General features: G+C 55.2%; 25 protein-coding genes. 16 read left to right on the top strand and 9 right to left on the bottom strand.

The window, feature by feature from the left end:
* Nucleotides 1–398: 398 nt before the first annotated feature.
* The 8 genes from MUU51_RS10540 to trmL all read left to right on the top strand — a co-directional run bounded on the left by MUU51_RS10540 (nt 399) and on the right by trmL (nt 9,306).
* Nucleotides 399–2,318 (top strand): PTS mannitol transporter subunit IICBA, encoded by a 1,920-nt coding sequence (locus tag MUU51_RS10540; protein WP_159769149.1) that lies wholly within the window; start codon nt 399–401, stop codon nt 2,316–2,318.
* A 104-nt stretch (nt 2,319–2,422) separates the two neighbouring features.
* Nucleotides 2,423–3,571 carry a mannitol-1-phosphate 5-dehydrogenase gene (gene mtlD / locus MUU51_RS10535; RefSeq protein ID WP_509908848.1) on the top strand — a complete coding sequence of 383 codons (1,149 nt, stop codon included), beginning with the start codon at nt 2,423–2,425 and terminating at the stop codon, nt 3,569–3,571.
* Nucleotides 3,571–4,161 (top strand): mannitol operon repressor MtlR, encoded by a 591-nt coding sequence (gene mtlR / locus MUU51_RS10530; protein ID WP_159769767.1) that lies wholly within the window; start codon nt 3,571–3,573, stop codon nt 4,159–4,161. The genes mtlD and mtlR overlap by 1 nt, the downstream gene beginning before the upstream one ends.
* Nucleotides 4,162–4,387: 226 nt before the next feature.
* Nucleotides 4,388–4,750, top strand: coding sequence for a YibL family ribosome-associated protein (locus MUU51_RS10525; protein ID WP_159769143.1), 363 nt, complete (start codon nt 4,388–4,390; stop codon nt 4,748–4,750).
* Between the two features lie 275 nt (nt 4,751–5,025).
* Nucleotides 5,026–6,681: an L-lactate permease gene (gene lldP / locus MUU51_RS10520; RefSeq protein ID WP_110510301.1), complete on the top strand. Its 1,656-nt coding sequence runs from the start codon at nt 5,026–5,028 to the stop codon at nt 6,679–6,681.
* Nucleotides 6,678–7,451 carry a transcriptional regulator LldR gene (lldR, locus tag MUU51_RS10515; protein ID WP_159769140.1) on the top strand — a complete coding sequence of 258 codons (774 nt, stop codon included), beginning with the start codon at nt 6,678–6,680 and terminating at the stop codon, nt 7,449–7,451. The genes lldP and lldR overlap by 4 nt, the downstream gene beginning before the upstream one ends.
* A complete protein-coding gene (gene lldD, locus MUU51_RS10510; protein ID WP_258967721.1) occupies nt 7,451–8,638 on the top strand; it encodes an FMN-dependent L-lactate dehydrogenase LldD in 1,188 nt (395 codons plus the stop codon). Before lldR ends, lldD begins: the two co-directional genes overlap by 1 nt.
* A 191-nt stretch (nt 8,639–8,829) precedes the next feature.
* Complete coding sequence (trmL, locus tag MUU51_RS10505) at nt 8,830–9,306, top strand: tRNA (uridine(34)/cytosine(34)/5-carboxymethylaminomethyluridine(34)-2'-O)-methyltransferase TrmL (RefSeq protein ID WP_159769134.1); 477 nt, start codon at nt 8,830–8,832, stop codon at nt 9,304–9,306.
* Between the two features lies 1 nt (nt 9,307).
* Here trmL and cysE read toward each other — a convergent pair whose 3' ends face one another.
* The 5 genes from cysE to MUU51_RS10480 form a co-directional block, all read right to left on the bottom strand.
* Nucleotides 9,308–10,129, bottom strand: coding sequence for a serine O-acetyltransferase (gene cysE / locus MUU51_RS10500; RefSeq protein ID WP_110510305.1), 822 nt, complete (start codon nt 10,127–10,129; stop codon nt 9,308–9,310).
* Nucleotides 10,130–10,208: 79 nt separating this feature from the next.
* Complete coding sequence (gene gpsA, locus MUU51_RS10495; protein WP_159769128.1) at nt 10,209–11,228, bottom strand: NAD(P)H-dependent glycerol-3-phosphate dehydrogenase; 1,020 nt, start codon at nt 11,226–11,228, stop codon at nt 10,209–10,211.
* The gene (secB, locus tag MUU51_RS10490) at nt 11,228–11,695 is read right to left on the bottom strand and encodes a protein-export chaperone SecB (RefSeq protein WP_159769125.1); all 468 of its coding nucleotides are present in this window, start codon (nt 11,693–11,695) and stop codon (nt 11,228–11,230) included. The genes gpsA and secB overlap by 1 nt, the downstream gene beginning before the upstream one ends.
* Nucleotides 11,696–11,716: 21 nt before the next feature.
* Complete coding sequence (grxC, locus tag MUU51_RS10485) at nt 11,717–11,968, bottom strand: glutaredoxin 3 (protein WP_133461552.1); 252 nt, start codon at nt 11,966–11,968, stop codon at nt 11,717–11,719.
* A gap of 17 nt (nt 11,969–11,985) precedes the next feature.
* Nucleotides 11,986–12,417, bottom strand: a complete 432-nt coding sequence (locus MUU51_RS10480) for a rhodanese-like domain-containing protein (protein WP_258967720.1) — start codon at nt 12,415–12,417, stop codon at nt 11,986–11,988.
* A 249-nt stretch (nt 12,418–12,666) separates the two neighbouring features.
* Between MUU51_RS10480 and gpmM the strand changes: the two genes are divergently transcribed.
* The 3 genes from gpmM to MUU51_RS10465 are packed head-to-tail and all read left to right on the top strand — an operon-like array spanning nt 12,667 to nt 16,431.
* Complete coding sequence (gpmM, locus tag MUU51_RS10475) at nt 12,667–14,211, top strand: 2,3-bisphosphoglycerate-independent phosphoglycerate mutase (RefSeq protein WP_159769122.1); 1,545 nt, start codon at nt 12,667–12,669, stop codon at nt 14,209–14,211.
* Nucleotides 14,212–14,220: 9 nt separating this feature from the next.
* Entirely contained in the window at nt 14,221–15,492 is a 1,272-nt protein-coding gene (gene envC, locus MUU51_RS10470) for a murein hydrolase activator EnvC (protein ID WP_258967719.1), read from the top strand.
* A gap of 3 nt (nt 15,493–15,495) precedes the next feature.
* A complete protein-coding gene (locus tag MUU51_RS10465) occupies nt 15,496–16,431 on the top strand; it encodes a divergent polysaccharide deacetylase family protein (protein WP_258967718.1) in 936 nt (311 codons plus the stop codon).
* A 1-nt stretch (nt 16,432) separates the two neighbouring features.
* Here MUU51_RS10465 and MUU51_RS10460 read toward each other — a convergent pair whose 3' ends face one another.
* The 3 genes from MUU51_RS10460 to kbl all read right to left on the bottom strand — a co-directional run bounded on the left by MUU51_RS10460 (nt 16,433) and on the right by kbl (nt 19,605).
* Nucleotides 16,433–17,230: a glycosyltransferase family 2 protein gene (locus MUU51_RS10460; protein WP_258967717.1), complete on the bottom strand. Its 798-nt coding sequence runs from the start codon at nt 17,228–17,230 to the stop codon at nt 16,433–16,435.
* A 143-nt stretch (nt 17,231–17,373) separates the two neighbouring features.
* The gene (tdh, locus tag MUU51_RS10455) at nt 17,374–18,399 is read right to left on the bottom strand and encodes an L-threonine 3-dehydrogenase (protein ID WP_258967716.1); all 1,026 of its coding nucleotides are present in this window, start codon (nt 18,397–18,399) and stop codon (nt 17,374–17,376) included.
* A 9-nt stretch (nt 18,400–18,408) separates the two neighbouring features.
* Nucleotides 18,409–19,605 carry a glycine C-acetyltransferase gene (kbl, locus tag MUU51_RS10450; RefSeq protein WP_159769110.1) on the bottom strand — a complete coding sequence of 399 codons (1,197 nt, stop codon included), beginning with the start codon at nt 19,603–19,605 and terminating at the stop codon, nt 18,409–18,411.
* A 214-nt stretch (nt 19,606–19,819) separates the two neighbouring features.
* Here kbl and rfaD point away from each other — a divergent pair, with 214 nt between their 5' ends.
* From rfaD to MUU51_RS10425, 5 genes are all read left to right on the top strand, one after another.
* Nucleotides 19,820–20,773 (top strand): ADP-glyceromanno-heptose 6-epimerase, encoded by a 954-nt coding sequence (rfaD, locus tag MUU51_RS10445; RefSeq protein WP_159769107.1) that lies wholly within the window; start codon nt 19,820–19,822, stop codon nt 20,771–20,773.
* Nucleotides 20,774–20,879: 106 nt separating this feature from the next.
* Nucleotides 20,880–21,926, top strand: coding sequence for an ADP-heptose--LPS heptosyltransferase RfaF (gene rfaF, locus MUU51_RS10440; protein ID WP_258967715.1), 1,047 nt, complete (start codon nt 20,880–20,882; stop codon nt 21,924–21,926).
* A gap of 3 nt (nt 21,927–21,929) precedes the next feature.
* Nucleotides 21,930–22,916: a lipopolysaccharide heptosyltransferase RfaC gene (gene rfaC / locus MUU51_RS10435; RefSeq protein WP_258967714.1), complete on the top strand. Its 987-nt coding sequence runs from the start codon at nt 21,930–21,932 to the stop codon at nt 22,914–22,916.
* A complete protein-coding gene (rfaQ, locus tag MUU51_RS10430; RefSeq protein ID WP_258967713.1) occupies nt 22,909–24,012 on the top strand; it encodes a putative lipopolysaccharide heptosyltransferase III in 1,104 nt (367 codons plus the stop codon). Before rfaC ends, rfaQ begins: the two co-directional genes overlap by 8 nt.
* Nucleotides 24,009–25,118 carry a glycosyltransferase family 4 protein gene (locus MUU51_RS10425; RefSeq protein WP_258967712.1) on the top strand — a complete coding sequence of 370 codons (1,110 nt, stop codon included), beginning with the start codon at nt 24,009–24,011 and terminating at the stop codon, nt 25,116–25,118. Before rfaQ ends, MUU51_RS10425 begins: the two co-directional genes overlap by 4 nt.
* Here MUU51_RS10425 and MUU51_RS10420 read toward each other — a convergent pair.
* Nucleotides 25,097–26,200 (bottom strand): glycosyltransferase family 4 protein, encoded by a 1,104-nt coding sequence (locus tag MUU51_RS10420; protein ID WP_159769092.1) that lies wholly within the window; start codon nt 26,198–26,200, stop codon nt 25,097–25,099. The two genes, MUU51_RS10425 and MUU51_RS10420, sit on opposite strands and share 22 nt — an antisense overlap.
* Between the last annotated feature and the right edge of the window lie 100 nt (nt 26,201–26,300).

The following is a 26,300-nucleotide window of genomic DNA, read 5'->3' as shown; positions in this document are numbered from 1 at the left end:
TCAATTACAACGGCAGCCCCTCAACATTGAGAATATGCGTGTGATCACAGTTGTCCGGACGCAGGCGAAAATTCTTTGTGATGCTAATCACACATCAACAACAAATAGCCAGATCCAAAATGTGATTAACATCACATTAACAGCCCGTAATGGCTCACTTTTCAACCTCTGTTCTTTTTTTACACAGAGATTTTGTGATAGCGATCACTTCAATCACGACGCATCACCCTATATTAGCGTGATGCAGATCACATCAAGAGGTGCTGACTGGACAGTTGAACGATTCAGTGCCAGATTTCGCATCATCAACAGGGTCCGGCTACTACCTCTGCCGCCAATTAACAATAAGCCTCGGGCTTTTAGCCTGCGCGACAGCAAACATAAGAAGGGGTGTTTTTATGTCATCCGATATCAAGATCAGAGTGCAAAGCTTTGGTCGCTTCCTCAGCAACATGGTGATGCCAAACATCGGCGCGTTTATCGCGTGGGGTATCATCACGGCGTTATTTATTCCTACAGGATGGTTGCCAAACGAAACGCTGGCGAAACTTGTCGGGCCAATGATTACTTATCTGCTGCCACTGCTCATCGGTTATACCGGTGGTCGTCTGGTTGGCGGTGAACGCGGCGGCGTGGTCGGCGCAATTACTACTATGGGTGTTATCGTCGGTGCCGATATGCCGATGTTCCTCGGTTCGATGATTGCCGGTCCTCTGGGTGGCTGGGCGATTAAACGCTTCGACGTCTGGGTTGACGGTAAAATCAAATCCGGCTTCGAGATGCTGGTGAACAACTTCTCCGCTGGCATCATCGGGATGATCCTTGCCATTCTGGCGTTCCTCGGCATTGGCCCTGCGGTTGAGATGCTGTCGAAAGTCCTGGCGGCTGGCGTTAACTTCATGGTCGTTCACGACATGCTGCCGCTGGCGTCTATCTTTGTTGAACCGGCGAAAATCCTGTTCCTCAATAACGCCATTAACCACGGTATCTTCTCGCCGCTGGGGATTCAGCAGTCCCATGAATTGGGCAAATCCATCTTCTTCCTGATTGAAGCGAACCCGGGTCCGGGGATGGGCGTCCTGCTGGCGTACATGTTCTTCGGTCGTGGTAATGCTAAGCAGTCTGCGGGCGGCGCGGCCATCATCCACTTCCTGGGTGGTATCCACGAAATTTATTTCCCATACGTGCTGATGAACCCACGTCTGATCCTGGCCGTTATTCTCGGTGGTATGACTGGCGTCTTCACTCTGACTATCCTGAACGGCGGCCTGGTGTCTCCGGCTTCCCCAGGTTCCATCCTGGCGGTGCTGGCGATGACCCCGAAAGGCGCTTACTTCGCTAACATCGCGGCAATTGTTGCGGCAACAGCGGTATCCTTCATCGTCTCTGCCATCCTGCTGAAAACCAGCAAAGTGAAAGAAGAAGAGGATATCGAAGCAGCGAGCCGTCGTATGCAGGAGATGAAATCCGAGTCCAAAGGTGCAGCGAACCCGCTGACTGCAGGCGACGTGACCAACGACCTGAGCCACGTGCGTAAAATCATCGTTGCCTGTGATGCCGGTATGGGTTCCAGCGCAATGGGTGCAGGCGTGCTGCGTAAGAAAGTGGCTGATGCCGGTCTGAGTCATATCTCTGTCACCAACAGCGCTATCAACAACCTGCCACCGGATGTCGACCTGGTGATTACTCACCGCGATCTGACCGAACGTGCGATGCGCCAGGTGCCACAGGCCCAGCATATTTCACTGACTAACTTCCTCGACAGCGGCCTGTACACCAGTCTGACCGAGCGTCTGGTGGCTGCACAGCGTCATGAAGATAACCAGGTGAAAGTGCGCGACAGCCTGAAAGACAGCTTCGACGCGGACGACAGCCACCTGTTCAAACTCGGCGCGGAAAACATCTTCCTCGGCTGCAAAGCGTTCAGTAAAGAAGAAGCCATCCGTTTTGCCGGTGAGCAGCTGGTGAAAGGCGGCTATGTTGAGCCGGAATATGTGGAAGCAATGCTGGAACGTGAAAAACTGACCCCGACCTATCTGGGTGAGTCCATCGCGGTACCGCACGGCACCATCGAAGCGAAAGACCGTGTGCTGAAAACTGGCGTGGTATTCTGTCAGTACCCTGACGGCGTGCGCTTCGGCGAAGAGCCGGACGACATTGCCCGCCTGGTGATTGGTATCGCGGCGCGTAATAACGAACACATCCACGTCATCACCAGCCTGACCAATGCGCTGGACGATGAATCCGTTATCGAGCGTCTGGCCACCACCAACAGCGTGGGCGAAGTGCTGGCCCTGATTTCGGGTAACAGAGCCTAACGGCAACACCCTCTCCTGTCACAAGGAGAGGGTTCGGGTGAGGGACCGCGGATGTTCCCTCACCCGAGCCCTCTCGGGTAAAAACATTGATGAAGGTTAAGACTATGAAAGCATTACATTTTGGCGCAGGTAATATCGGACGTGGCTTTATCGGCAAACTGTTGGCCGATGCGGGTATCACGCTGACGTTCGCCGATGTGAATCAGGTAGTTCTTGATGCCCTGAATGCCCGTCATAGCTATCAGGTGCATGTGGTTGGCGAGAATGAGCAGGTAGAAACCGTCTCTGGTGTGAACGCCGTCAGCAGCATCGGTGATGATGTGGTGGACCTGATTGCTCAGGTTGACCTGGTGACCACCGCCGTTGGCCCTGTGGTTCTGGAGCGCATCGCCCCAGCGATTGCCAAAGGCCTGGCCAAGCGCAAAGCCGCTGGCAACAACACCCCACTGAACATTATCGCCTGTGAAAACATGGTCCGCGGCACAACTCAGCTGAAAGGCCATGTTGACGCGGCGCTGGCCGAAGAAGATAAAGCCTGGGTGGCTGAGCACGTTGGTTTTGTCGATTCCGCCGTGGACCGCATCGTTCCCCCGTCTGAATCCGCCACCAACGACCCGCTGGAAGTGACCGTGGAAACCTTCAGCGAGTGGATTGTCGACCAGACCCAATTCAAGGGAACCCTGCCGACGATCCCAGGAATGGAATTAACCGATAACCTGATGGCATTTGTCGAACGCAAGCTCTTCACCCTGAACACCGGGCATGCTATAACCGCGTACCTCGGTAAGCTGGCGGGTCATCAGACTATCCGTGATGCAATCCTTGATGAGCAGGTCCGTGCAGTAGTGAAAGGCGCGATGGATGAGAGCGGCGCAGTGCTGATTAAACGCTACGGTTTTGATGCCGAAAAACACGCGGCTTACATCCAGAAAATCCTCGGTCGCTTTGAGAATCCGTATCTGAAAGATGACGTTGAGCGCGTGGGCCGTCAGCCGCTGCGTAAACTGAGCGCGGGCGATCGCCTGATTAAACCGCTGCTCGGCACGCTGGAATACAGTCTGCCGCACGCCAATCTGGTGAAAGGCATTGCTGCCGCGATGCACTACCGCAGTGAGCAGGATCCACAGGCGCTGGAACTCGCGGCGCTTATCGACGAGAAAGGACCACAGGCCGCACTCGCGCAGGTCTCCGGCCTGGACGCTGAGAGCGATGTGGTCGCACAAGCGGTTGCGGCGTATAAAGCGAGCGCATGATGCAGGACCCGGTGCTGCTCTTGCAGCAGCACCCAAACAAAAGATTGTCAGATATGCAGGCAATAATGGAACAAACACAAGCCTTTGAAAACCGTGTGCTTGAGCGTCTGAATGCTGGCAAAACCGTACGAAGCTTCCTGATAACCGCCGTCGAATTGTTAACCGAGGCGGTAAATATGCTGGTGCTTCAGGTCTTCCGCAAAGACGATTACGCGGTCAAATACGCAGTGGAACCGTTGCTGGACGGCGAAGGGCCGCTGGGCGATCTGTCTGTGCGTCTGAAGCTCATCTACGGGCTCGGCGTGATTAGCCGTGCGGAATACGAAGATGCCGAACTGCTGATGGCGCTGCGTGAAGAACTCAATCACGACGGCAGCGAATACGCGTTCACTGACGACGAAATCCTCGGCCCGTTTGGCGAGCTGAACTGCGTTGTCGCACTGCCGCCACAACCGATATTCGATACCAGCGATGTGGAACTGTATGCTATGCAGAAGCAACGCTACCAGCAGATGATCCGGTCAACCATGGTCCTGTCACTCACTGAGCTGATTTCACGAATCAGCTTAAAAAAAGCCTTTCAGAAGTAATCCTCCTGCCACTGACATAACATCCCTTTTCATCTGCTTAATGCAAAAAAATGCACTCGGAATTGAGCATCACAAAATAGCGTTTAATTTCATAAAATTAGAGATGCCAATCACGTATTTTCTCTGCGTGTAATGCATCAATTTTCGATAATTAACTATCAGGAACAGCGCTCAACGCGCATACTATTGAGCATCGATACTCTTTTACTAGCAAAAGCCACAGACCATGAAAGAAGTTGAAAAGAACGAAATCAAACGCCTGAGCGACCGCCTGGACGCTATCCGCCACCTGCAGCCGACCCTCTCTCTGGTCGATGAAGCAGAGAAATTCGCTGAGCTTGAAAAAGAAAAAGCGACTCTGGAAGCAGAGATCGCGCGTCTGCGTGTTGTGTATACGCAAAAGCTGAGCAAAGAAGCGCAAAAGCTGCTGGCCCTGCCGCACCGCCGTGCCATCACCAAGAAAGAGCAGGCCGATATTGGCAAGCTTAAGAAAACCGTGCGCGGCCTGGTGATTGTTCACCCAATGACCGCCCTCGGTCGTGAGATGGAATTGCAAGAGATGACCGGTTTTTCTAAGACCGCTTTTTAATCCCTCTTCCGTTCCCGGCCCTCTCCCATCGGGAGAGGGTGATTGTCTGACCCCCTTTAAATTGGCCCTACCAATTCTCATTGGTTCTGCCTGACGCCTCACATAATCCACATCTCATGCAACATATGAATTGCCTGACGGCAACATATGGTTAACCATTCCTTGGCATTACCCTCACACCACCATATTGGCAGGACCACTTTTACAAAACGTGTGACGCAGAGCTGAGCGTAGACTCGCCCGTGTGGCCGTGGAGTGGTTCTCTGGAGACCTGCATGAACCTCTGGCAACAAAACTACGACCCTGCGGGAAATATCTGGCTCTCAAGCCTGATTGCCGCCCTACCGATCATCTTTTTCTTCTTCGCACTGATTAAGCTCAAGCTGAAGGGCTACGTCGCCGCGAGCTATACCGTCGCTATTGCCCTCGCGGTGGCACTCCTGTTCTATAAAATGCCGGTCGATCGCGCGCTGGCTTCCGTGGTATACGGCTTCTTCTACGGCCTGTGGCCAATTGCCTGGATTATTATTGCCGCGGTATTTGTCTACAAAATCTCGGTGAAAACCGGGCAGTTCGACATCATCCGATCATCGATATTATCGATAACGCCGGACCAGCGCCTGCAAATGCTGATCGTCGGCTTCTCGTTTGGCGCATTTCTGGAAGGGGCCGCGGGCTTTGGCGCACCGGTGGCGATTACCGCCGCGCTGTTGGTCGGCCTTGGGTTTAACCCGCTGTATGCCGCGGGCCTGTGCCTGATCGTGAACACCGCACCGGTGGCATTCGGCGCGATGGGCATTCCGATTCTGGTTGCGGGTCAGGTCACCGGTATCGACAGCTTTGCCATCGGCCAAATGGTCGGCCGTCAGCTGCCGTTCCTGACCATCATCGTGCTGTTCTGGATCATGGCGATTATGGACGGCTGGCGCGGCGTGAAAGAGACCTGGCCTGCGGTGATGGTCGCGGGCGGTTCCTTCGCGATTGCCCAGTACCTGAGCTCCAACTTTATCGGCCCTGAGCTGCCGGACATTATCTCGTCACTGGTTTCCCTGGTGTGCCTGACGCTGTTCCTGAAACGCTGGCAGCCAGTGCGCATTTTCCGCTTTGCCGACGTGGGCGCGTCTCAGGTCGATATGACTCTGTCTCGCACCCAATACACGCCGGGACAGGTGCTCCGCGCATGGTCGCCGTTCCTGTTCCTGACCGCCACCGTGACGTTATGGAGCGTGCCGCCGTTTAAGGCACTGTTCGCCCCGGGCGGCGCGCTGTATGACTGGGTGTTTAACGTCTCCGTGCCGTATCTCGACAAACTGGTTGCGCGTATGCCACCGGTGGTTCACGACGCCACGCCGTATGCGGCGGTGTATAAGTTCGACTGGTTCTCCGCGACCGGCACCGCAATCCTGTTTGCCGCCCTACTTTCTGTGGTGTGGCTGCGCATGAAGCCGAAAGATGCGGTAGTCACGTTCGGCCACACGCTGAAGGATTTGGCGCTGCCGATTTACTCCATCGGCATGGTGCTGGCGTTCGCGTTTATCTCTAACTACTCAGGTCTGTCATCGACGCTGGCTTTAGCCCTGGCGCATACCGGTGGCGCGTTCCCGTTCTTCTCGCCGTTCCTCGGCTGGCTCGGCGTGTTCCTGACCGGTTCTGATACCTCTTCCAACGCGCTGTTTGCCGCGCTGCAGGCCACCGCCGCGCAGCAGATTGGCGTCTCGGACGTGCTACTGGTCGCGGCAAATACCACCGGCGGCGTGACCGGAAAAATGATTTCACCGCAGTCCATCGCCATTGCCTGTGCGGCGGTGGGGCTGGTCGGTAAAGAGTCGGATCTGTTCCGCTTCACGGTCAAACACAGCCTGATTTTCACCTGCATGGTGGGCGTGATCACCACGCTACAGGCTTACGTCTTAACCTGGATGATCCCATGAAAGTGATGCCCCGGCGTCTGGCGGACGAGGTTGCGACCCGTGTGCGGACGCTGATTGAAGAACAGCAGCTGGAGGCGGGCACGCGTTTGCCCGCCGAGCGCCAGCTGGCCACGCAGCTTGGCGTGTCGCGAAACTCACTGCGCGAAGCGCTGGCGAAACTGGCGAGCGAAGGACTGCTGATAAGCCGTCGCGGCGGCGGGACGTTTATCCGCTGGCAGCATGAGCCGTGGTCGGAGGAAAACATTGTGCAGCCGCTGAAAAGTCTGCTGGCCGACGATCCGGATTACAGCTTCGATATTCTCGAAGCCCGTCATGCCATTGAGGCCAGCACCGCCTGGCACGCGGCGCTGCGGGCCACCGAAGCCGATAAAGAAAAAATCCGTCTGTGCTTCGACGCCACGCAAAGTGACGACCCGGATTTAGCGTCGCAGGCCGATGTACGCTTTCACCTCGCCATTGCTGAAGCTTCGCATAACGTTGTGCTGTTGCAGACGATGCGTGGCTTCTTCGACCTACTGCAATCCTCCGTCAAGCAGAGTCGCCAGCGGATGTATCTCGTCCCGCCGGTGTTCGCCAAATTGACCGAACAGCATCAGGCGGTGCTGGACGCCATCCTGATCGGTGACGCCGAAGGCGCCCGTCAGGCAATGATGTCGCATCTCGGTTTCGTCCACACCACCGTTAAACAGTTTGATGAAGACAGAGCCCGCCAGGCGCGGATCACTCGCCTTCCCGGCGACCATAATGAGCATTCCAGGGAGAACCATTAATGATAATTTCAGCCGCCAGCGACTATCGGGCCGCGGCCCAACGCATTCTGCCGCCGTTTCTTTTTCACTACATCGACGGCGGCGCTTACAGCGAGCATACCCTGCGTCGTAACGTGGCCGACCTTTCCGACGTGGCGCTGCGCCAGCGGGTGCTGAAGAACATGTCAGATCTCAGCCTGGAGACGAAGCTGTTTAACGAAACGCTGTCGATGCCGGTGGCGCTGGCTCCGGTTGGGCTGTGTGGCATGTACGCGCGTCGCGGTGAAGTGCAGGCGGCGGGAGCGGCGGATGCCAAAGGCATTCCGTTCACCCTTTCCACGGTTTCCGTGTGCCCGATTGAAGAAGTTGCCCCGACGATTAAGCGTCCGATGTGGTTCCAGCTGTACGTCCTGCGCGATCGCGGATTTATGCGCAATGCGCTGGAACGTGCGAAAGCGGCGGGTTGTTCAACGCTGGTGTTTACCGTCGATATGCCAACACCCGGGGCGCGCTATCGCGATGCCCACTCCGGGATGAGCGGCCCAAATGCCGCGCTGCGTCGCTACTGGCAGTCCGTGACGCATCCACAATGGGCGTGGGACGTGGGCGTAAACGGGCGTCCGCACGACCTGGGCAATATCTCCACCTACCTCGGAAAACCTACGGGTCTGGAAGATTACATTGGCTGGCTGGCGAATAACTTCGATCCATCGATTTCGTGGAAAGACCTCGAGTGGATCCGCGAATTTTGGGACGGCCCAATGGTGATCAAAGGGATCCTGGACCCGGAAGACGCGCGCGATGCGGTGCGCTTTGGCGCGGACGGAATTGTGGTGTCTAACCACGGCGGCCGCCAGCTCGACGGCGTGCTGTCGTCAGCCCGCGCGCTGCCTGCTATTGCTGATGCGGTGAAGGGCGATATCGCCATTCTTGCCGACAGCGGTATTCGTAACGGTCTGGACGTGGTGCGGATGATTGCGCTGGGTGCAGATAACGTGCTGCTGGGCCGCGCGTATCTGTATGCGCTGGCGACTCACGGCAGTGCAGGCGTGACCCATCTGCTGAATTTGATAGAGAAAGAGATGAAAGTGGCGATGACCCTGACCGGGGCGAAATCCATTAGCGAAATTTCGCGTGATTCGCTGGTGCAGGAGGCGAAGCATCTGGCGGCGCAGCTGGCTCCGGTAACGCGTGGAGATGCGGCGTAATCATTTTCTTTCTGCTATTCTGCCCCCGCAATTAAGAGCCTATCCCAGTAGGCGTAATTGTTGCAGGCATTTTGCACACGGACAGCGCGGAAGAACCGGAGCGTACACGTAGTACGTGAGGATTCTGAGCACTGCCCAGGGGCAAAATGGCAAATAAAATAGCCTAATGGGATAGGCTCTAAGGGGGCAGCATGCTTAACATCGTACTATTCGAACCAGAAATCCCACCGAATACCGGCAATATCATTCGCCTGTGCGCAAATACCGGTTTTCGCCTGCACATCATCGAACCCATGGGTTTTACCTGGGACGATAAGCGACTGCGACGCGCCGGACTCGATTATCACGAGTTCACCGCCGTACAGCGCCATGCCGATTACGCAGCGTTCTTTGAAGCGGAACAACCAAAGCGTCTGTTTGCGCTGACCACCAAAGGCACGCCTGCGCACAGTGCGGTGAGCTACGAAGCCGGTGATTATCTGATGTTTGGCCCGGAAACGCGGGGTCTGCCCACCAGCATCCTGGATGCGCTGCCGCCTGAGCAAAAAATACGTATTCCGATGATGCCGGACAGCCGCAGCATGAATCTGTCGAACGCGGTATCGGTGGTGGTGTATGAGGCCTGGCGCCAGCTGGGTTATGCGGGCGCTATTCTCAGGAAATCATAATTTAAATTCCGTCACCGTATTCGAAGGTATGGTGTATACCGTTGAAGTGCTGATCCATATCCATTGACGGTTTATCGCTGTCAGGTTTGCCGACAATACGCGCCGGTACGCCTGCGGCCGTGGTGTGGGGAGGCACGGGTTGCAACACCACCGAGCCTGCGCCAATCTTCGCACCGCGTCCGACTTCGATATTGCCGAGGATTTTCGCGCCGGCACCAATCATCACCCCTTCACGAATTTTCGGATGGCGATCGCCGCTGGTTTTGCCGGTCCCGCCGAGGGTTACGGATTGCAGAATCGACACGTCATTTTCGATAACGGCGGTTTCACCCACCACGATGCCGGTAGCGTGATCGAGCATGATCCCATGACCGATTTTCGCCGCCGGGTGAATGTCGACCTGGAACGTCACTGACACCTGATTTTGCAGGAAAATTGCCAGTGCACGACGCCCCTGATGCCACAGCCAGTGACCGATGCGATAGGCCTGTAGCGCGTGGAATCCTTTGAGGTACAGCAGCGGCGTGGAGTATTTATCAACCGCCGGATCGCGGGTACGCACGGCCTGAATATCACAGGCGGCAGACGCGATCATTTCGGGATCAGCGGCGTAGGCTTCTTCTACCACTTCGCGAATAGCAATGGCGGGCATGATAGACGAGGCAAGTTTGTTGGCGAGCATGTAACTCAGGGCGCTGCCAAGGTTTTCGTGCTTAAGGAGCGTAGCGTGGTAGAAACTGGCGAGCATAGGCTCACAGTCAGCCAACGCGCGGGCTTCGGCTTTGATATTATTCCAGACGATGTCCAGTTCTTCACACGGCATTGCAAACTCCAGAAGCGATGATAATGACCGGCCAGTTCTGCGCTGACCGGGTCATTGAGATGACAACGATTCCCTGCGACTAGTGGTGGCTACGCTCTTCCTTGCTGGCACGACCTAATAGGGTCAATGCTGCCTCGCGCGCATTCTTTCCGCAATACAATACCTGATAAATTTCCTCGGTTATTGGCATTTCGACACCAAATCGGTGGGCAAGTGCCCTGACCTCTTTGGTATTGCGGTAACCTTCAACCACCTGACCAATCGCATCCTGCGCGCCCTGCACATCTTTGCCCTGTCCGAGCATCATGCCAAAGCGGCGGTTACGCGACTGGTTGTCGGTACAGGTCAGCACCAGATCACCCAGCCCCGCCATCCCCATAAAGGTGGTCGGGTCAGCACCCAGTGCCGCGCCCAGACGCGACATTTCAGCAAGCCCACGGGTGATTAACGCGGTTCGGGCGTTAGCGCCAAAACCGATGCCGTCAGACATCCCGGCACCAATCGCAATCACGTTTTTCACCGCACCGCCCAGCTGTACCCCGATAAAATCCGGGTTGCTGTAGACGCGGAAGCTTTTGCCGCAGTGCAGCAGCTTTTGCAGATCCTCGGCAAATGCCGGTTCGGTCGCTGCCAAAGCAATTGCCGTCGGCATTCCTGCCGCCAGTTCTTTCGCGAACGTCGGGCCGGAAATCACCGCCAGTGGAATCTCATCCCCGAGTGCTTCACGCGCGACGTCCTGTAACAGACGGCCGGTTTCCGCTTCCAGGCCTTTCGTCGCCCAGACCAAACGGGCATCAGAGCGCAGCAGCGGTTTGAGCTGACGCAGCACGTCACCAAACACGTGGCTTGGCACGACAACCAGAATATTGCGGCTGGCGGCGAGCGCCGTGGCGAGGTCGGATTCAAGGTGCAGCGTGTCAGGGAAAGGCACATCAGGGAGGAAGGCCGCATTGCAGCGGTCTTGTTGCAGTATCGCCAGATGTTTGGGGTCGTGACCCCAAAGGACGACATTGTGCCCGTTTCTTGCCAGGGTGATGGCAAGAGCGGTGCCGTAAGAACCGGCACCGATCACAGTCATTGCAGCTTTACGTGCGTTCATCAGGCATCCTGATGTTGTTCGGCACCTTCGCCAGCTTGCTGCTGCAGATAGTTCATGAACAGCGCATCGAAGTTTACTGGCGCAAGGTTCAGTTGCGGGAATGTACCGCGAGAAACCAGGCTGGTGATGCATTCACGGGCATACGGGAACAGGATGTTCGGGCAGTATGCACCCAGGCAATGCGCCATCTGGTTACCGTCGATGCCTTCGATGGAGAAGATGCCGCCCTGCTGAACTTCGCACAGGAATGCAGTTTCTTCGCCCAGGGATGCGGTAACGGTGACACGCAGAACGACTTCGTATACGCCTTCAGCCAGTTGGGTTGAAGCCGTATCCAGATCAAGTTTAACCTCTGGCTGCCAATCTTTCTGGAAAACATGCGGCGCATTCGGCGCTTCGTAGGAAACGTCTTTGGTATAAATGCGCTGGATCTGGAAAGTCATTTCTGGATTGTTTTGTTCTGACATCTTATTTGTCCTTAAAAGGGATTATCGCAGCAGGGAATCAAGTCCACCACGTGCATCAAGTGCATACAAGTCGTCACAGCCACCAATGTGCTGTGTATCAATAAAAATCTGCGGCACCGTGGTACGGCCACTACGTTCAATCATTTCTTCACGCTTCGCCGCGTCACCGTCGATTGGCAGCTCCTGAAAGGAGACACCTTTGCTGTTCAACAGTGCTTTCGCACGATGGCAAAACGGGCATGTTGCTTTGGTGTAGATCTCAATATTGGCCATGACGTTACCTCAGAAAATTACTTACCACGAACCAGTGGCAGGTTCTCACCGCTCCAGCCCGCAACGCCTTCTTTCAGAACATATACGCGCTCGAAGCCCGCTTTGTTCAGCGTCGTTGCCGGATCCTGAGCCTGCATACCGGAACCATCTACAACGATGATGGGTTTATCTTTATGTTTTTCAAGCTCGGCGAGGTTATTCGCTTTGATTTCGGCAGGCAGAACGTTCACGGAACCGGCGATGTGGCCTTTACGGAAATCATCACGCTGGCGCAGGTCGACAACCACTGCGTCTTCTTTGTTGATAAGGCGCGTGGCTTCACCGCGGGTGATCACTTTGATTTTTGAGGTCAGGCCTTTAAAGGTCGTGAACAGAACGGCAGCCAGTAAGCCAACCCAGGCGATACTCAGTATGGGATGACGGCTAACAAATTGCATAATTTCTTGCATGGAGGGTGATAACTCCCGACTCAGTGATTAAAAAAACAGGGAAGGAGTATACCTGTGCATGGTGGCAAATACAGCAAGCCGAGCCTAAGCTAATCCAATTTCTGCGGCCTGTTTCGCTAAATTTAGGCCAAAAATAACCAAACTCAGCGCCGGTGTCGCCCGTTCTTTGATCTTCTGAGGCAGATTTATCGATTCAGCTGTAGTAAAATTACGCAAATTTTTTATCTTGTGAGCATGAGGTTGTCGCATATGTCGGTTACTAAAAAACCTATGGTACTGGTGATTCTGGATGGCTACGGCTACCGTGAAGACCAGCAGGATAACGCGATTTTCGATGCGAAAACGCCAGTTATGGATGCCCTGTGGGCCAAACGTCCACATACGCTGATTGACGCTTCCGGCCTGGAAGTGGGTCTGCCGGACCGTCAGATGGGTAACTCCGAAGTAGGCCACGTCAACCTGGGCGCGGGCCGTATCGTGTATCAGGACCTGACCCGTCTGGACGTTGAAATCAAAGAGCGTACGTTCTTTGAAAACAGCGTGCTGGCAGGCGCGGTTGATAAAGCCGTTGCGGCGGGCAAAGCCGTACACATCATGGGCCTGCTGTCTGCCGGTGGCGTTCACAGCCACGAAGATCACATCCTGGCGATGGTAGAACTGGCCGCTCAGCGTGGTGCAGAGAAAATCTATCTGCACGCCTTCCTTGATGGCCGTGATACTCCCCCGCGCAGCGCCAAACCCACTCTGCAGCGTTTCGAAGAGAAATTTGCCGAGCTGGGTAAAGGCCGCGTAGCGTCCATCATTGGCCGTTACTTCGCGATGGACCGCGACAACCGTTGGGATCGCGTTGAACACGCTTATGATCTGATGACCCTGGCGAAAGGCGAGTTCCAGACTGACACCGCCGTTGCCGGCCTCGAAGCCGCTTACGCGCGTGACGAAAACGACGAATTCGTGAAAGCCACCGTTATCCGTGCAGAAGGTCAGGCCGACGCAGCAATGGAAGATGGCGATGCGTTGATTTTCATGAACTTCCGTGCTGACCGCGCCCGTGAAATCACCCGTGCTTTCGTTAACGCTGATTTCGACGGCTTCGCCCGTAAGAAAGTGGTCAATCTCGACTACATCATGCTGACCGAATACGCGGCTGACATTAAAGCCCCTTGCGCATACCCACCAACGTCCCTCGCGAACACCTTCGGCGAGTGGATGGCGAAGAAGGATAAAACCCAGCTGCGTATCTCTGAAACCGAGAAATACGCACACGTCACCTTCTTCTTCAACGGCGGCGTAGAAGACCCGTTTGTGGGTGAAGAGCGAATCCTTATCAACTCCCCGAAAGTCGCGACCTACGATCTGCAGCCAGAAATGAGTTCGGCAGAATTGACTGAAAAATTGGTCGGCGCAATCAAGGGTGGCAAGTACGACACCATCATCTGTAACTACCCGAATGGCGACATGGTTGGCCACACCGGTGTGATGGAAGCAGCAGTTCAGGCGATTGAAGCGCTGGATAACTGCATTGCTGAAGTCACTGCAGCGGTAGAATCCGTTGGCGGTCAGTTACTTATCACTGCTGACCACGGTAACGCTGAGCAGATGCGTGACCCGGCTACTGGCCAGGCACACACCGCACATACTAACCTGCCTGTACCGCTGATTTACGTTGGCGGCAAAGCGGTTAAAGCGGTCGATGGCGGTAAACTTTCCGATATCGCACCAACCATGCTGACCCTGATGGGCATGGACGTGCCGGAAGAGATGACTGGCAAGCCGCTGTTCATCGTGGAATAATCCCTCCCCATGAGGGGAAAGGCGATTTTTTCAAATATATGGCTCGCGACGGCAGTCCGATCCATTTGTTACGCCAGCGCAGTCAGCGCTGGCGTATTGCTGTGCGCGACGTATGCTCACGCGGACGATCGCGACCAGCTAAAATCTATTCAGGCTGATATCGCCAGTAAAGAGAAGGCGGTTCGCCAACAGCAGCAACAGCGCTCTGCTCTCCTCGCCCAGCTCAAAAAGCAGGAAGAAGCCATTTCCGCCGCTGCCCGCAAACTGCGGGACACCCAGAATACCCTCGCTGACCTTAATAAGCAGGTCGATGCTATGAACGCGTCGATTGCTAAACTTGAAAAGCAAAAAGCCGCCCAGGAACGTAGCCTTGCCGCACAGCTTGATGCCGCGTTTCGTCAGGGTGAACATACCGGTATTCAGCTGATTTTAAGCGGTGAAGAGAGCCAACGCGGACAACGTCTGCAGGCTTATTTTGGTTACCTCAACCAGGCGCGCCAGGAAACCATCGCCGAGCTGAAACAGACGCGCGAAGAAGTGACCTCACAAAAAGCGGAACTGGAAGAGAAACAGAGCCAACAGCAAACGCTGCTGTATGAGCAGAAAGCGCAGCAGGCCAAGCTTGAGCAGGCGCGTAACGAACGTAAGAAAACCCTCGCCGGACTCGAGTCCTCGATTCAGGCAGGCCAACAACAGCTTTCCGAAATGCGGGCCAACGAATCACGCATGCGCTCCCGCATTGCACAGGCCGCCGCAGCCGCGCGCGCTCGCGCAGACCGCGAGGCCCGTGAAGCGCAGGCCGTACGCGACCGCCAGCAGGACGCCTCGCGTAAAGGCACTACCTATAAACCTTCCGAAAGTGAACGCTCGCTGATGTCCCGTACGGGCGGCCTGGGCTCACCGCGCGGTCAGGCCTACTGGCCAGTTCGCGGCCCAACGTTGCATCGCTATGGCGAACAGCTTCAGGGTGAACTACGTTGGAAAGGGATGGTTATCGGTGCGTCTGAAGGCACCGAGGTAAAAGCCATTGCCGATGGCCGGGTGATCCTCGCCGACTGGCTGCAGGGCTACGGCCTTGTGGTTGTCGTTGAGCACGGTAAAGGCGACATGAGCCTGTATGGCTATAATCAGAGCGCGCTGGTCAACGTCGGGACCCAGGTTCGCGCGGGTCAGCCGATTGCCCTTGTGGGCAGCAGTGGTGGTCAGGGCCGACCGTCACTTTACTTCGAAATTCGCCGCCAGGGTCAGGCGGTCAATCCACAGCCGTGGTTGGGAAGATAAGTTTTGCTTCAATTTCGCTCGTTAGCGTTGTCCGTCGCCGCCGTACTGGCGATGATTTCCCCGGCCCACGCCGGAAAACTCTCGATAGTCATTGATGATTTTGGCTATCGCCCCCAGCAAGAAAATCAGGTACTGGCCCTGCCCAATACTATCTCCGTAGCCGTGTTACCCAATGCTCCCCACGCCCGCGAAATGGCGACTAAAGCCCATAACGGCGGTCATGAAGTCCTGATCCACCTGCCGATGGCGCCACTCAGCAAGCAGCCGCTGGAGAAAGACACCCTTCGTCCGGACATGAGCAGCGCAGAGATTGATCGTATTATTCGTGATGCGGTCGGCAAAGTGCCCTACGCCGTGGGGCTGAATAACCACATGGGCAGCGCCATGACCTCGAGCCTGTTCGGCATGCAGAAAGTGATGCAGACGCTGAGCCACTACAATTTCTATTTCCTCGACAGCATGACGATTGGCAACAGCCAGTCGATGCGCGCCGCCGCCGGGACGGGCGTGAAGGTCATCAAGCGTAGAGTGTTCCTGGATGACAAACAAAACGAGGCGGATATTCGGGTGCAGTTTAATCGTGCGATTCAGCTTGCGCGCCGTAATGGTTCGGCGATTGCGATTGGCCACCCGCATCCAACGACGGTTCGCGTGCTTCAGCAGATGGTGTACAACTTGCCGCCGGATATCACCCTGGTGCGACCGAGCAGCCTGCTCAACGAACAGCAGGTAGACACGTCGACGCCGCAGAATGGCGCCCCGGCTCAGCAATCCACCTCATCGCGTAACCCGTTCCGTGGTGTGAAGCTGTGTAAGCCAAAACAGCCGCAGCAGCCTGTTTATGCCAGCCGCTTCTTCACCGTGCTCGGCGACAGCATTACGCATAGTACGTTAGTGCAGTATATGCAGCTGCAGTGGCAGGGGTGGGATCAGCCCTGATTCAGACCTGACGGGAGTCCGTGTGTTTTTCCATCACGGCTCCCTGCTTTGTATTGTGAGCACACCAGGCTTTGAAATACTTCAGAAAACTATAAAGCGTCGCATATAGCCCCGTGACCGCACCGACTTTCCCTTTTCGCCACGCACCGCTAAACAGATACCATTTAAAAAAAGCGCCAATCGCACTGATGACACCCCGACCAAGCGATGGCCTGATATTCTGATATTTCACCAGTCGAGTGGTGTAACCATTGAGTTTATTGAAAACTTCATGAAGTGAGTAAAAGGTATCGTGCCGCACGTGGCCTGGGATTTTGGCCGTCTGAAGATTACCTTCAACCTTGTCATCGACCGGACGATCGTTGAACCGGGCCTGGGTACGGTTAAACAATCGCACCGGATAATCAGGCGAAGAGACGGGATAAATTGTGCGTACTTCTTCCCCCAACACATGCCAGTAACGAGAAATACGCCAGGCGTGATCTGCTTCCGGTTCGTTGCCCGCTTTTAGCGCCAAAATAAATTCAACCGTTTCAGCATCCAGAATTTCATCGCTGTCCATACAAAGCACCCAGTCATTGCTGGATAACTCAGTTGCATGGCGCATTTGTGCGCCATGCATGGAATAGGGATGGTGATGTATTGTCAGACCATAATCATGACAAATATCTAACGTCTTATCCGTGCTGCCAGAATCCACCACAATAAACTCATCCGCAACGGTAACCAGCGGAGGCAGGACTTCATTCAGCAGGCGCGCAGAATTGAAGGTCAACAAACAAACGGTGAGTTTGAACATAGGCGTTATAAAGTTAAATGAAACCTCAACAGACTTTATAAACGTGGGGAATAAAAAGCGAAGAAAAGTTGGCGAAAATCTTTTTTTGGACAAACTACGTGAATTAGGTTGCAGAAAAAAGCGCCCGAAGGCACTTTTTAGGGTTAATCCCAGCTCAAAATCACTTTCCCGGACTGGCCGGAACGCATCGCGTCAAAGCCTTTCTGGAAGTCATCAACGCCGAAACGGTGGGTAATGATTGGGGAGAGATCCAGCCCTGACTGAATAAGCGCCGCCATCTTATACCAGGTCTCGAACATCTCACGACCATAGATACCTTTGATGAACAAGCCCTTGAAGATGACTTTGGTCCAGTCGATAGACATATCTGATGGCGGTATTCCCAACATCGCAATACGCCCGCCGTGGTTCATGGTATCAAGCATGGTGCGGAACGCTGGCGGTGCGCCTGACATTTCCAGGCCCACGTCAAACCCTTCGGTCATGCCCAGTTCGGCCATGACATCAGTCAGGCTTTCTTTGGACACGTTAACCGCGCGAGTCACGCCCATTTTACGCGCCAGATCCAGACGGTATTCATTCACGTCAGTAATCACGACGTTACGCGCACCAACGTGTTTCGCGACGGCTGCGGCCATAATACCGATGGGGCCTGCGCCGGACACCAGCACGTCTTCACCGACCAGATCAAACGACAGCGCCGTATGTACTGCATTACCGAACGGGTCAAAGATGGACGCCAGATCGTCAGAAATGTTATCCGGGATTTTAAAGGCGTTGAACGCCGACAGAACCAGATATTCTGCGAAACAGCCCGGACGGTTTACCCCGACACCCGTGGTGTTGCGGCAAAGATGCGTGCGGCCCGCGCGACAGTTACGGCAGTGGCCGCAGGTGATGTGACCTTCACCGGAAACACGATCGCCGATTTTAAAACCTTTCACTTCCTGGCCGATACCGACCACTTCACCGACATACTCGTGACCCACGACCATCGGAACCGGGATGGTTTTCTGTGACCATTCATCCCAGTTATAGATGTGCACGTCGGTGCCACAAATAGCGGTTTTGCGAATCTTAATCAGCAGGTCGTTATGACCGACTTCCGGCTCCGGAACGTCGTTCATCCAGATACCTTCTTCGGCCTTCAGTTTCGATAATGCTTTCATCTCACATCCTCAGGCAATCACGCCCAGTTGCTTACCGATGCGGGTAAACGCGTCCACCGCACGTTCAATTTGCTCAGGGGTATGCGCCGCAGACATCTGCGTGCGGATACGCGCCTGACCTTTTGGCACCACCGGGTAGAAGAAACCGGTGACGTAAATCCCTTCTTTTTGCAGCTCGCGGGCAAAGTCTTGCGCCACGGTCGCTTCACCCAGCATCACCGGGATAATGGCGTGATCGGCCCCGGCCAGGGTAAAGCCTGCTGCGGTCATTTTTTCGCGGAACAAGCGCGCGTTGGACCACAGGCGGTCACGCAGCTCAGCACCTGACTCCACCATTTCCAGCACTTTGATCGACGCGGAAACAATGGCCGGAGCCAGTGAGTTGGAGAACAGGTATGGGCGGGACCGCTGACGCAGCCACTCGACCACCTCTTTACGCGCCGCGGTGTAACCGCCGGATGCACCGCCGAGCGCTTTGCCCAGCGTACCGGTGATGATGTCTACGCGATCCAGAACATCGCAGTATTCGTGGGAGCCACGACCGTTTTCGCCAACAAAGCCGACCGCATGGGAGTCATCGACCATCACCAGCGCATCGTATTTGTCTGCCAGGTCGCAAACGCCTTTCAGGTTGGCGATCACGCCATCCATCGAGAACACGCCGTCTGTGGCGATCAGTACATGGCGAGCGCCGGCTTCGCGAGCTTCTTTCAGGCGCGTTTCCAGTTCCTGCATATCGTTATTGGCATAACGGAAACGCTTCGCTTTACACAGACGCACGCCATCAATAATGGAAGCGTGGTTCAGCGCATCAGAAATGATGGCGTCTTCCGGGCCGAGCAGGGTTTCAAACAGACCACCGTTGGCGTCAAAGCAGGAGGAGTAAAGAATCGCATCTTCCATACCGAGGAAATCGGCCAGTTTCTTTTCCAGAACCTTGTGGCTGTCCTGCGTTCCGCAGATGAAACGCACGGAGGCCATGCCAAATCCGTGGCTGTCCATCCCGGATTTTGCCGCAGCAATCAGCTCTGGATGGTTTGCCAGGCCGAGATAGTTGTTAGCGCAGAAGTTGATGACATGGCTGCCATCACCGACGGTAATGTCCGCCTGTTGGGCAGAGGTAATGATGCGTTCTTCTTTAAACAACCCTTCCGCACGGGCGGTTTCCAGGTCGCTGGTTAACTGTTTGTAAAAATCACCACGCATTGCAACTCTCCAGATTCGGCAAAATTTGGAACATATTACCCAATGCTATAGGTCTATACGAGATGACGCTGCGTCGGTTAAGCATTTTTGTAGCATAAATCACGTGTATCCTTGCGGGTTGTCGGTGAATGTGAAGACTCTGCGTAGTGATGGTATGATAAGAACCATTAGCGTCCGGGATAGTCCCGGTCACCCACATTCAAAGGTTATCGTTATGATCATCGTTACCGGCGGCGCAGGCTTTATCGGCAGCAACATTATTAAAGCCCTGAATGATAAAGGCATCACTGACATTCTGGTGGTGGACAACCTGAAAGACGGCACCAAATTCGTTAACCTGGTCGACCTGAACATCGCCGACTATATGGATAAAGAAGATTTTCTGATCCAGATTATGTCTGGTGAAGAGATGGGCGAAATCGAAGCCGTCTTCCACGAAGGTGCCTGCTCTTCCACCACCGAGTGGGACGGCAAGTACATGATGGATAACAACTATCAGTATTCCAAAGAACTGCTGCACTACTGCCTGGAGCGCGAAATCCCGTTCCTGTACGCCTCTTCTGCAGCAACCTACGGCGGCCGCACGTCTGACTTTATCGAGTCCCGCGAGTATGAAAAGCCGCTGAACGTTTACGGCTACTCCAAATTCCTGTTCGACGAATACGTGCGTCAAATCCTGCCAGAAGTAGATTCTCCGGTTGTCGGTTTCCGTTACTTCAACGTCTACGGACCGCGCGAAGGCCATAAAGGCAGCATGGCGAGCGTAGCCTTCCACCTCAACACCCAGTTGAACAATGGCGAAAGCCCGAAACTGTTCGAAGGCAGCGACAGCTTTAAGCGCGACTTCGTTTACGTCGGCGATGTTGCCGCAGTGAACCTGTGGTTCTGGGAAAACGGCGTGTCCGGTATTTTCAACCTCGGCACTGGCCGCGCGGAATCCTTCCAAGCCGTGGCAGATGCAACGCTTGCGTATCACCAGAAAGGCAGCATTGAGTACATTCCGTTCCCGGAAAAACTCAAAGGCCGCTATCAGGCGTTTACTCAGGCTGACCTGACTAACCTGCGTGCTGCGGGCTACGATAAGCCGTTCAAAACCGTTGCCGAAGGCGTGACGGAATACATGCACTGGCTCAACCGCGACAGCGATACAAATTCACAAAATCATTGAAGCGGTATCAAGGCGGCAACTGAATGACCCCCAGGAGCATAGGATAACTATGTGACTGGGGTGAATGAAGGCAGCCAACGCAGAGACAGCTTGAAGGATGAAGTGAATGAAGATATTGGTGATTGGCCCGTCATGGGTGGGCGACATGATGATGTCGCAAAGTCTCTATCGCACGCTCAAGGCGCGCTATCCCCAGGCGATCATTGATGTGATGGCACCCGCGTGGTGCCGTCCGCTTTTATCGCGTATGCCGGAAGTGAATGAAGCCATCCCGATGCCGCTCGGTCATGGTGCGCTGGAAATTAGCGAACGCCGTCGACTCGGACGCAGTCTGCGTGAAAAACGCTACGATCGCGCTTACGTCCTGCCGAACTCTTTCAAGTCGGCTCTGGTCCCGTACTTTGCGGGAATTTCACAACGTACCGGCTGGCGTGGCGAAATGCGCTACGGTTTACTGAATGATGTCCGCGTCCTCGACAAAGCGGCCTGGCCGCTGATGGTCGAGCGCTATGTCGCGCTGGCGTATAACAAAGGTTTCATGCGTTCTGCGAAAGATTTACCGCAGCCGCTGCTCTGGCCGCAGCTCCAGGTCAGCGAAAGTGAAAAGTTACAGATGGCTGCCGCATTTTCGCTTTCCGCTGAACGCCAGATGATTGGCTTCTGCCCCGGAGCGGAATTTGGTCCGGCAAAACGCTGGCCGCACTATCACTATGCAGAACTGGCGAAACAGCTGATCGATGAAGGTTATCAGGTGGTGTTATTCGGCTCAGCCAAAGACCACGATGCCGGGAACGAAATCCTGGCGACGCTCAGCCAGGAACAGCAGGCCTGGTGCCGCAACCTGGCGGGTGAAACGCAGCTTGAACAGGCCGTGGTTCTGCTTGCTGCCTGTAAAGCGGTCGTCACCAATGATTCTGGTCTGATGCACGTCGCCGCAGCGCTGAACCGGCCACTGGTTGCGCTGTATGGCCCAAGTAGCCCGGATTTCACACCGCCGCTGTCGCATAAAGCCAAGGTTATCCGCCTGATTACCGGCTACCACAAAGTGCGTAAAGGCGACGCCGAAGAGGGCTATCATCAGAGCCTGATCGACATTACGCCTGCCCGTGTGCTGGAAGAATTAAACCAGCTGCTGCTGGCCGAGGACGCATAACGGATGCGCGTATTGATCGTTAAAACGTCCTCAATGGGCGATGTGCTCCACACATTGCCTGCGCTGACCGACGCCGTTCAGGCGATTCCGGGTATCCGTTTTGACTGGGTAGTTGAAGAAGGCTTTGCGCAAATTCCCAGCTGGCACGCCGCAGTAGACAAGGTTATCCCGGTGGCTATCCGCCGCTGGCGCAAAGCGTGGTTCTCAGCCCCCGTAAAGGCCGAACGCCTCGCGTTTCGCCAAAAGGTGCAGGCCGAAAAGTATGATGCCGTCATCGATGCCCAAGGGCTGGTGAAAAGCGCGGCGCTGGTCACACGCCTCGCGCACGGTATCAAGCACGGCATGGACTGGCAAAGCGCCCGCGAACCGCTGGCGAGCCTGTTCTACAACCGCCGCCATCGCATCGAAAAACAACAGCATGCGGTCGAACGTACCCGTGAGCTGTTCGCGAAAAGCCTCGGCTATGCACAGCCCGATCAGCAGGGTGATTATGCAATTGCGCAGCATTTTGTGAACACCGACGGCGCCACGGCGACGCCTTACCTCGTATTTCTGCACGCCACCACGCGCGACGATAAACACTGGCCGGAATCGCACTGGCGGGAGCTGATTGCAAAGCTGGCGGGTAGCGGTCTGAACATCAAACTGCTGTGGGGCGCGCCGCATGAAGAAGCCAGAGCAGAACGTTTAGCCGAAGGCCATGATTACGCGGAAGTGCTGCCGCGAATGAGCCTTGAGAAGGTTGCTCACGTTCTCGCAGGCGCGCGTGCGGTCGTGTCGGTCGATACCGGACTCAGCCATTTAACGGCTGCGCTGGATCGCCCGAATATCACGCTTTATGGCCCTACGGATCCGGGTCTTATCGGTGGCTACGGAAAAAACCAACACATTTGCCGTCCTGAGGACTCATCGCAACTGAGCGACCTGAGTGCGGCGACCGTTTATGAGCGATTAAACACCTTACTGGCCGCAGAGAGTCATCATGCCTGATTTTTTCTCACCGAATCGTCCGCCAAAGCGAGTCCTGATCGTTAAGCTGCGCCATCACGGGGATGTGCTGCTGACCTCACCGGTCTTTACCGTGTTGAAGAAAAACTGGCCCGATGTAGAGGTCGATGCGCTGGTTTATGATGATACGCAAGCCATGTTGACCAACCATCCGTCGATTAATCAGGTGCATACCATCGGGCGCAACTGGCGTAAGCAGGGTTTTATCAAACAGCTGACGCTGTATCGGGCATTGCTCAATACCCTGAAAGCCCGCGATTACGACGTACTGATCAATCTGACAGAGCATTGGCACGGCGCGCGTCTGGCCCGTCGCCTGAAACCACGCGTGTCTGTTGGCTTCAAGCCGGATAAACGCACTGGCCTGGCACGTCGTCGCTGGGTTAAATCCTTTACGACGCTCTACCCGGCCATTCAGGACAATTCGCGCCATATGGTTGAAGTGAATCTGGATGCGCTGCGCCATATCGGCATTCATCCGCAAACGGCTGAAGACAAAAACACGCTGTTCGTGCCGGGTGCCGAAGCGGAAGCCTCAATCGCGCAAAAGTTGGCGGATTTCGGCGTTGTTTCAAAATCATATGTGCTGGTACACCCGACCTCTCGCTGGATGTTTAAAGCCTGGTCGCTGGATAAGCTTGCCGTCACTATCGATATGCTTTCCGCGCGCGGTCTGCCGATAATTCTTTCTGCGGCACCGTCCAAAGAAGAGAGCGAATACATGGATGGTCTGCGGGCACGGCTCACCCAGCCGTACCATGATTTAAGCGGAAAACTGAATTTAAAAGAACTGGGTGCATTAATGAAGCATGCCCGGCTCTATTTTGGCGTCGATTCCATGCCGATGCATTTAGCGAGCGCTGTGGGAACGCCCACGGTCGCCATCTTCGGCCCAACCGGTGCGATTAAATGGGCACCGTGGGGCGTACAGTACAGGGTTATCACCGCAGGTTTTACCTGTCAGCCTTGTGGTAAAGCGGGCTGCGGGGATAGCCATGTTTCAGATTGCATCACTGCCATCACCTCTCAGCAGGTACTGAGCGCGATTGATACACTGCTTCTGGAAAACCCGGCATGAAGCTCGCTATCGTCAGACAAACCTATAATCCTAACGGTGGTGCAGAACGATTCGTCTCCCGCGCGCTGAATGTGCTGGCCCGCGATACCGCAATCGATGTCACCCTGATCGCTCGCAAATGGGAAAATGCGGCAGGCTGGAATACATTGACTATCGACCCGCCGTTTCGCAATCGCCAGGCTCGGGAAGAAGGTTTTGCCGCCGCGGCAGCCGCGCATTTTAAGGATTTTGACCTCGTCCAGAGCCACGAACGCATCCCCGGTGCATCCATTTTCCGCGCAGGCGACGGCGTTCACGCAGCCTGGCTCGAGCAATACAACCGTATTCAGTCGCCTCTGACCCGCTGGGCGCAGTCTTTTAGCCGTTATCACCGCTACATTCTCAGCGCTGAACAGCAGATGTTTACCCACCCTAATCTGCGCAAAGTTATCTGTAACTCGCGTATGGTACGGGACGATATCGCTCGCCGTTTTGGCCTGAGCGACGATAAGCTGACGGTGATTTATAACGGGGTCGATACCCAACAATTTCATCCCGACGTGCGTCAGGCTTCAATGCGTGGCCGTCTTGGCATTCCGGATAACGCGCCAGTGCTGGCGTATGTTGGCTCCGGTTTCGCTCGGAAAGGTGTGGCCACGGCGTTAAAAGCGATTCAACCGCACCAGGATGTCTGGCTGTTAATTGCCGGTCACGATAAGCATGCATCAAAGTTTTCGAAGCTTGCCAGTACGTTAGGTGTCTCTTCTCGCGTGAAATTTCTCGGGCCGGTTTCAGATGTGCGTGAAGTCTACGGCAGCGCAGACGCACTTATTTTACCGACGTTGTACGATCCGTTCCCGAACGTCTGTGTAGAAGCACTGGCCTGCGGTTTACCGCTGTTGACCAGCCACGGCTGCGGCGCAGCGGAATGGGTCGAGGAAGGAAGCAACGGCTGGGTTCGTGACGCACTTGACGTCCCGGGATACCAGCAGGCGATTACTGCCTGGCTGGAAGGACGCCATCGTGGCGTTGATTACGCGGCGGCGGCACGCGCCACCGCAGAACCTTATACGCTTGAAAGCATGGCCAACAAACTGCAGGACCTTTATCGCGAACTGCTGGACTGAGCCGCGTCGGTAAAAACCTTCTCCATCGCCGTCAGCATGCATTCACGGGTAAAATGAGCATTAAGATACTCATTCCCCTGGCTTGCCAGTTGGCGGCGCAACACCGGGTCGTGATACAGCGTGAGAATGGCATCACGCAGTCCTTCTACGTCCTGCTGTGCAATCAAAAGCCCCGTCTTCCTGTCGATAACCGCATCGGCCGTCCCGCCTGCATCCGTCGCGATGGTCGCTATCCCTGTCGCTAAAGATTGCAGTACGCCTTGTGGCACTCCTTCCATATCGTGGGAAGGGCTGATGGCAATATCAAATGCCGGGAACCAGCGTTCCGGATCGGGCTGATGACCCGCCAGTACCACACGCGTTAAGAGATTATGTTGGATAACTTCACTTTCCAGCGCTTCACGATGCGGACCATCGCCGACAATAGCGACCTTAATTTCCGGGATGGTGATTTGCGCCAGCGCCTTGAGCAGTACGCTATGGCCCTTATTCGGTCGTAAATGCGACACCACGCCCAGCCAAAAATCCCCCTGACTCAGATCGCAGTGATTGCGGGCAGCGTCTTTGTCACCAGGATGAAAACGTGAGGTATCGACTCCGCTAGGCACGGAAGTGGTGTTTTCCAGCGGCACACCCAGAGCCACCATTTGCAACCGCAGCGCTTCTCCTGTGGAGACAATATGCTTGCAGGCTTTACGGTAAAGCCAACGCGTCGTCCAGTTATTGCGAGGCACACCGGATGCATGGCGCGTGCGAATGAGCGGAAGTGGGCGAGATAAGAACAGATTTGCCAGGGCAACAAGCCACGTATCCGCCGAGTTATGGCTATTAACGACATCGACGGTATCACGATTGTCACGGAACCAGCGGCGTAACGTCAGCAAGTTGCCAAGATTTTTTCTTCTCAGCGGCATGGTCACCACATTGAGTCCTGCTGAGAGCGCCAGTTGATGCAGCGGAGCAGACTCAGGGCAGAGGATAGTCACCTGATGTCCACGCTGTATCATGCCCAGAGATTCGTTGATGATACGCAGCGGTTGACCGCCTTTTCCGCCGTCAGCTTCAGTGTGGACAATGTGCATAGGGTTCCTGTTCATAATCTCGGTTTAATTTGATCGGCGTAGTATATACGTTGCTCTGATGTAATACATAAAAGACCCCGCCGTTACAAATGAGAGAGAT

Source organism: Scandinavium manionii (assembly GCF_024764775.1).
GTDB lineage: Bacteria > Pseudomonadota > Gammaproteobacteria > Enterobacterales > Enterobacteriaceae > Scandinavium > Scandinavium manionii.
This window is presented reverse-complemented; position numbering and strand designations above follow the sequence as displayed.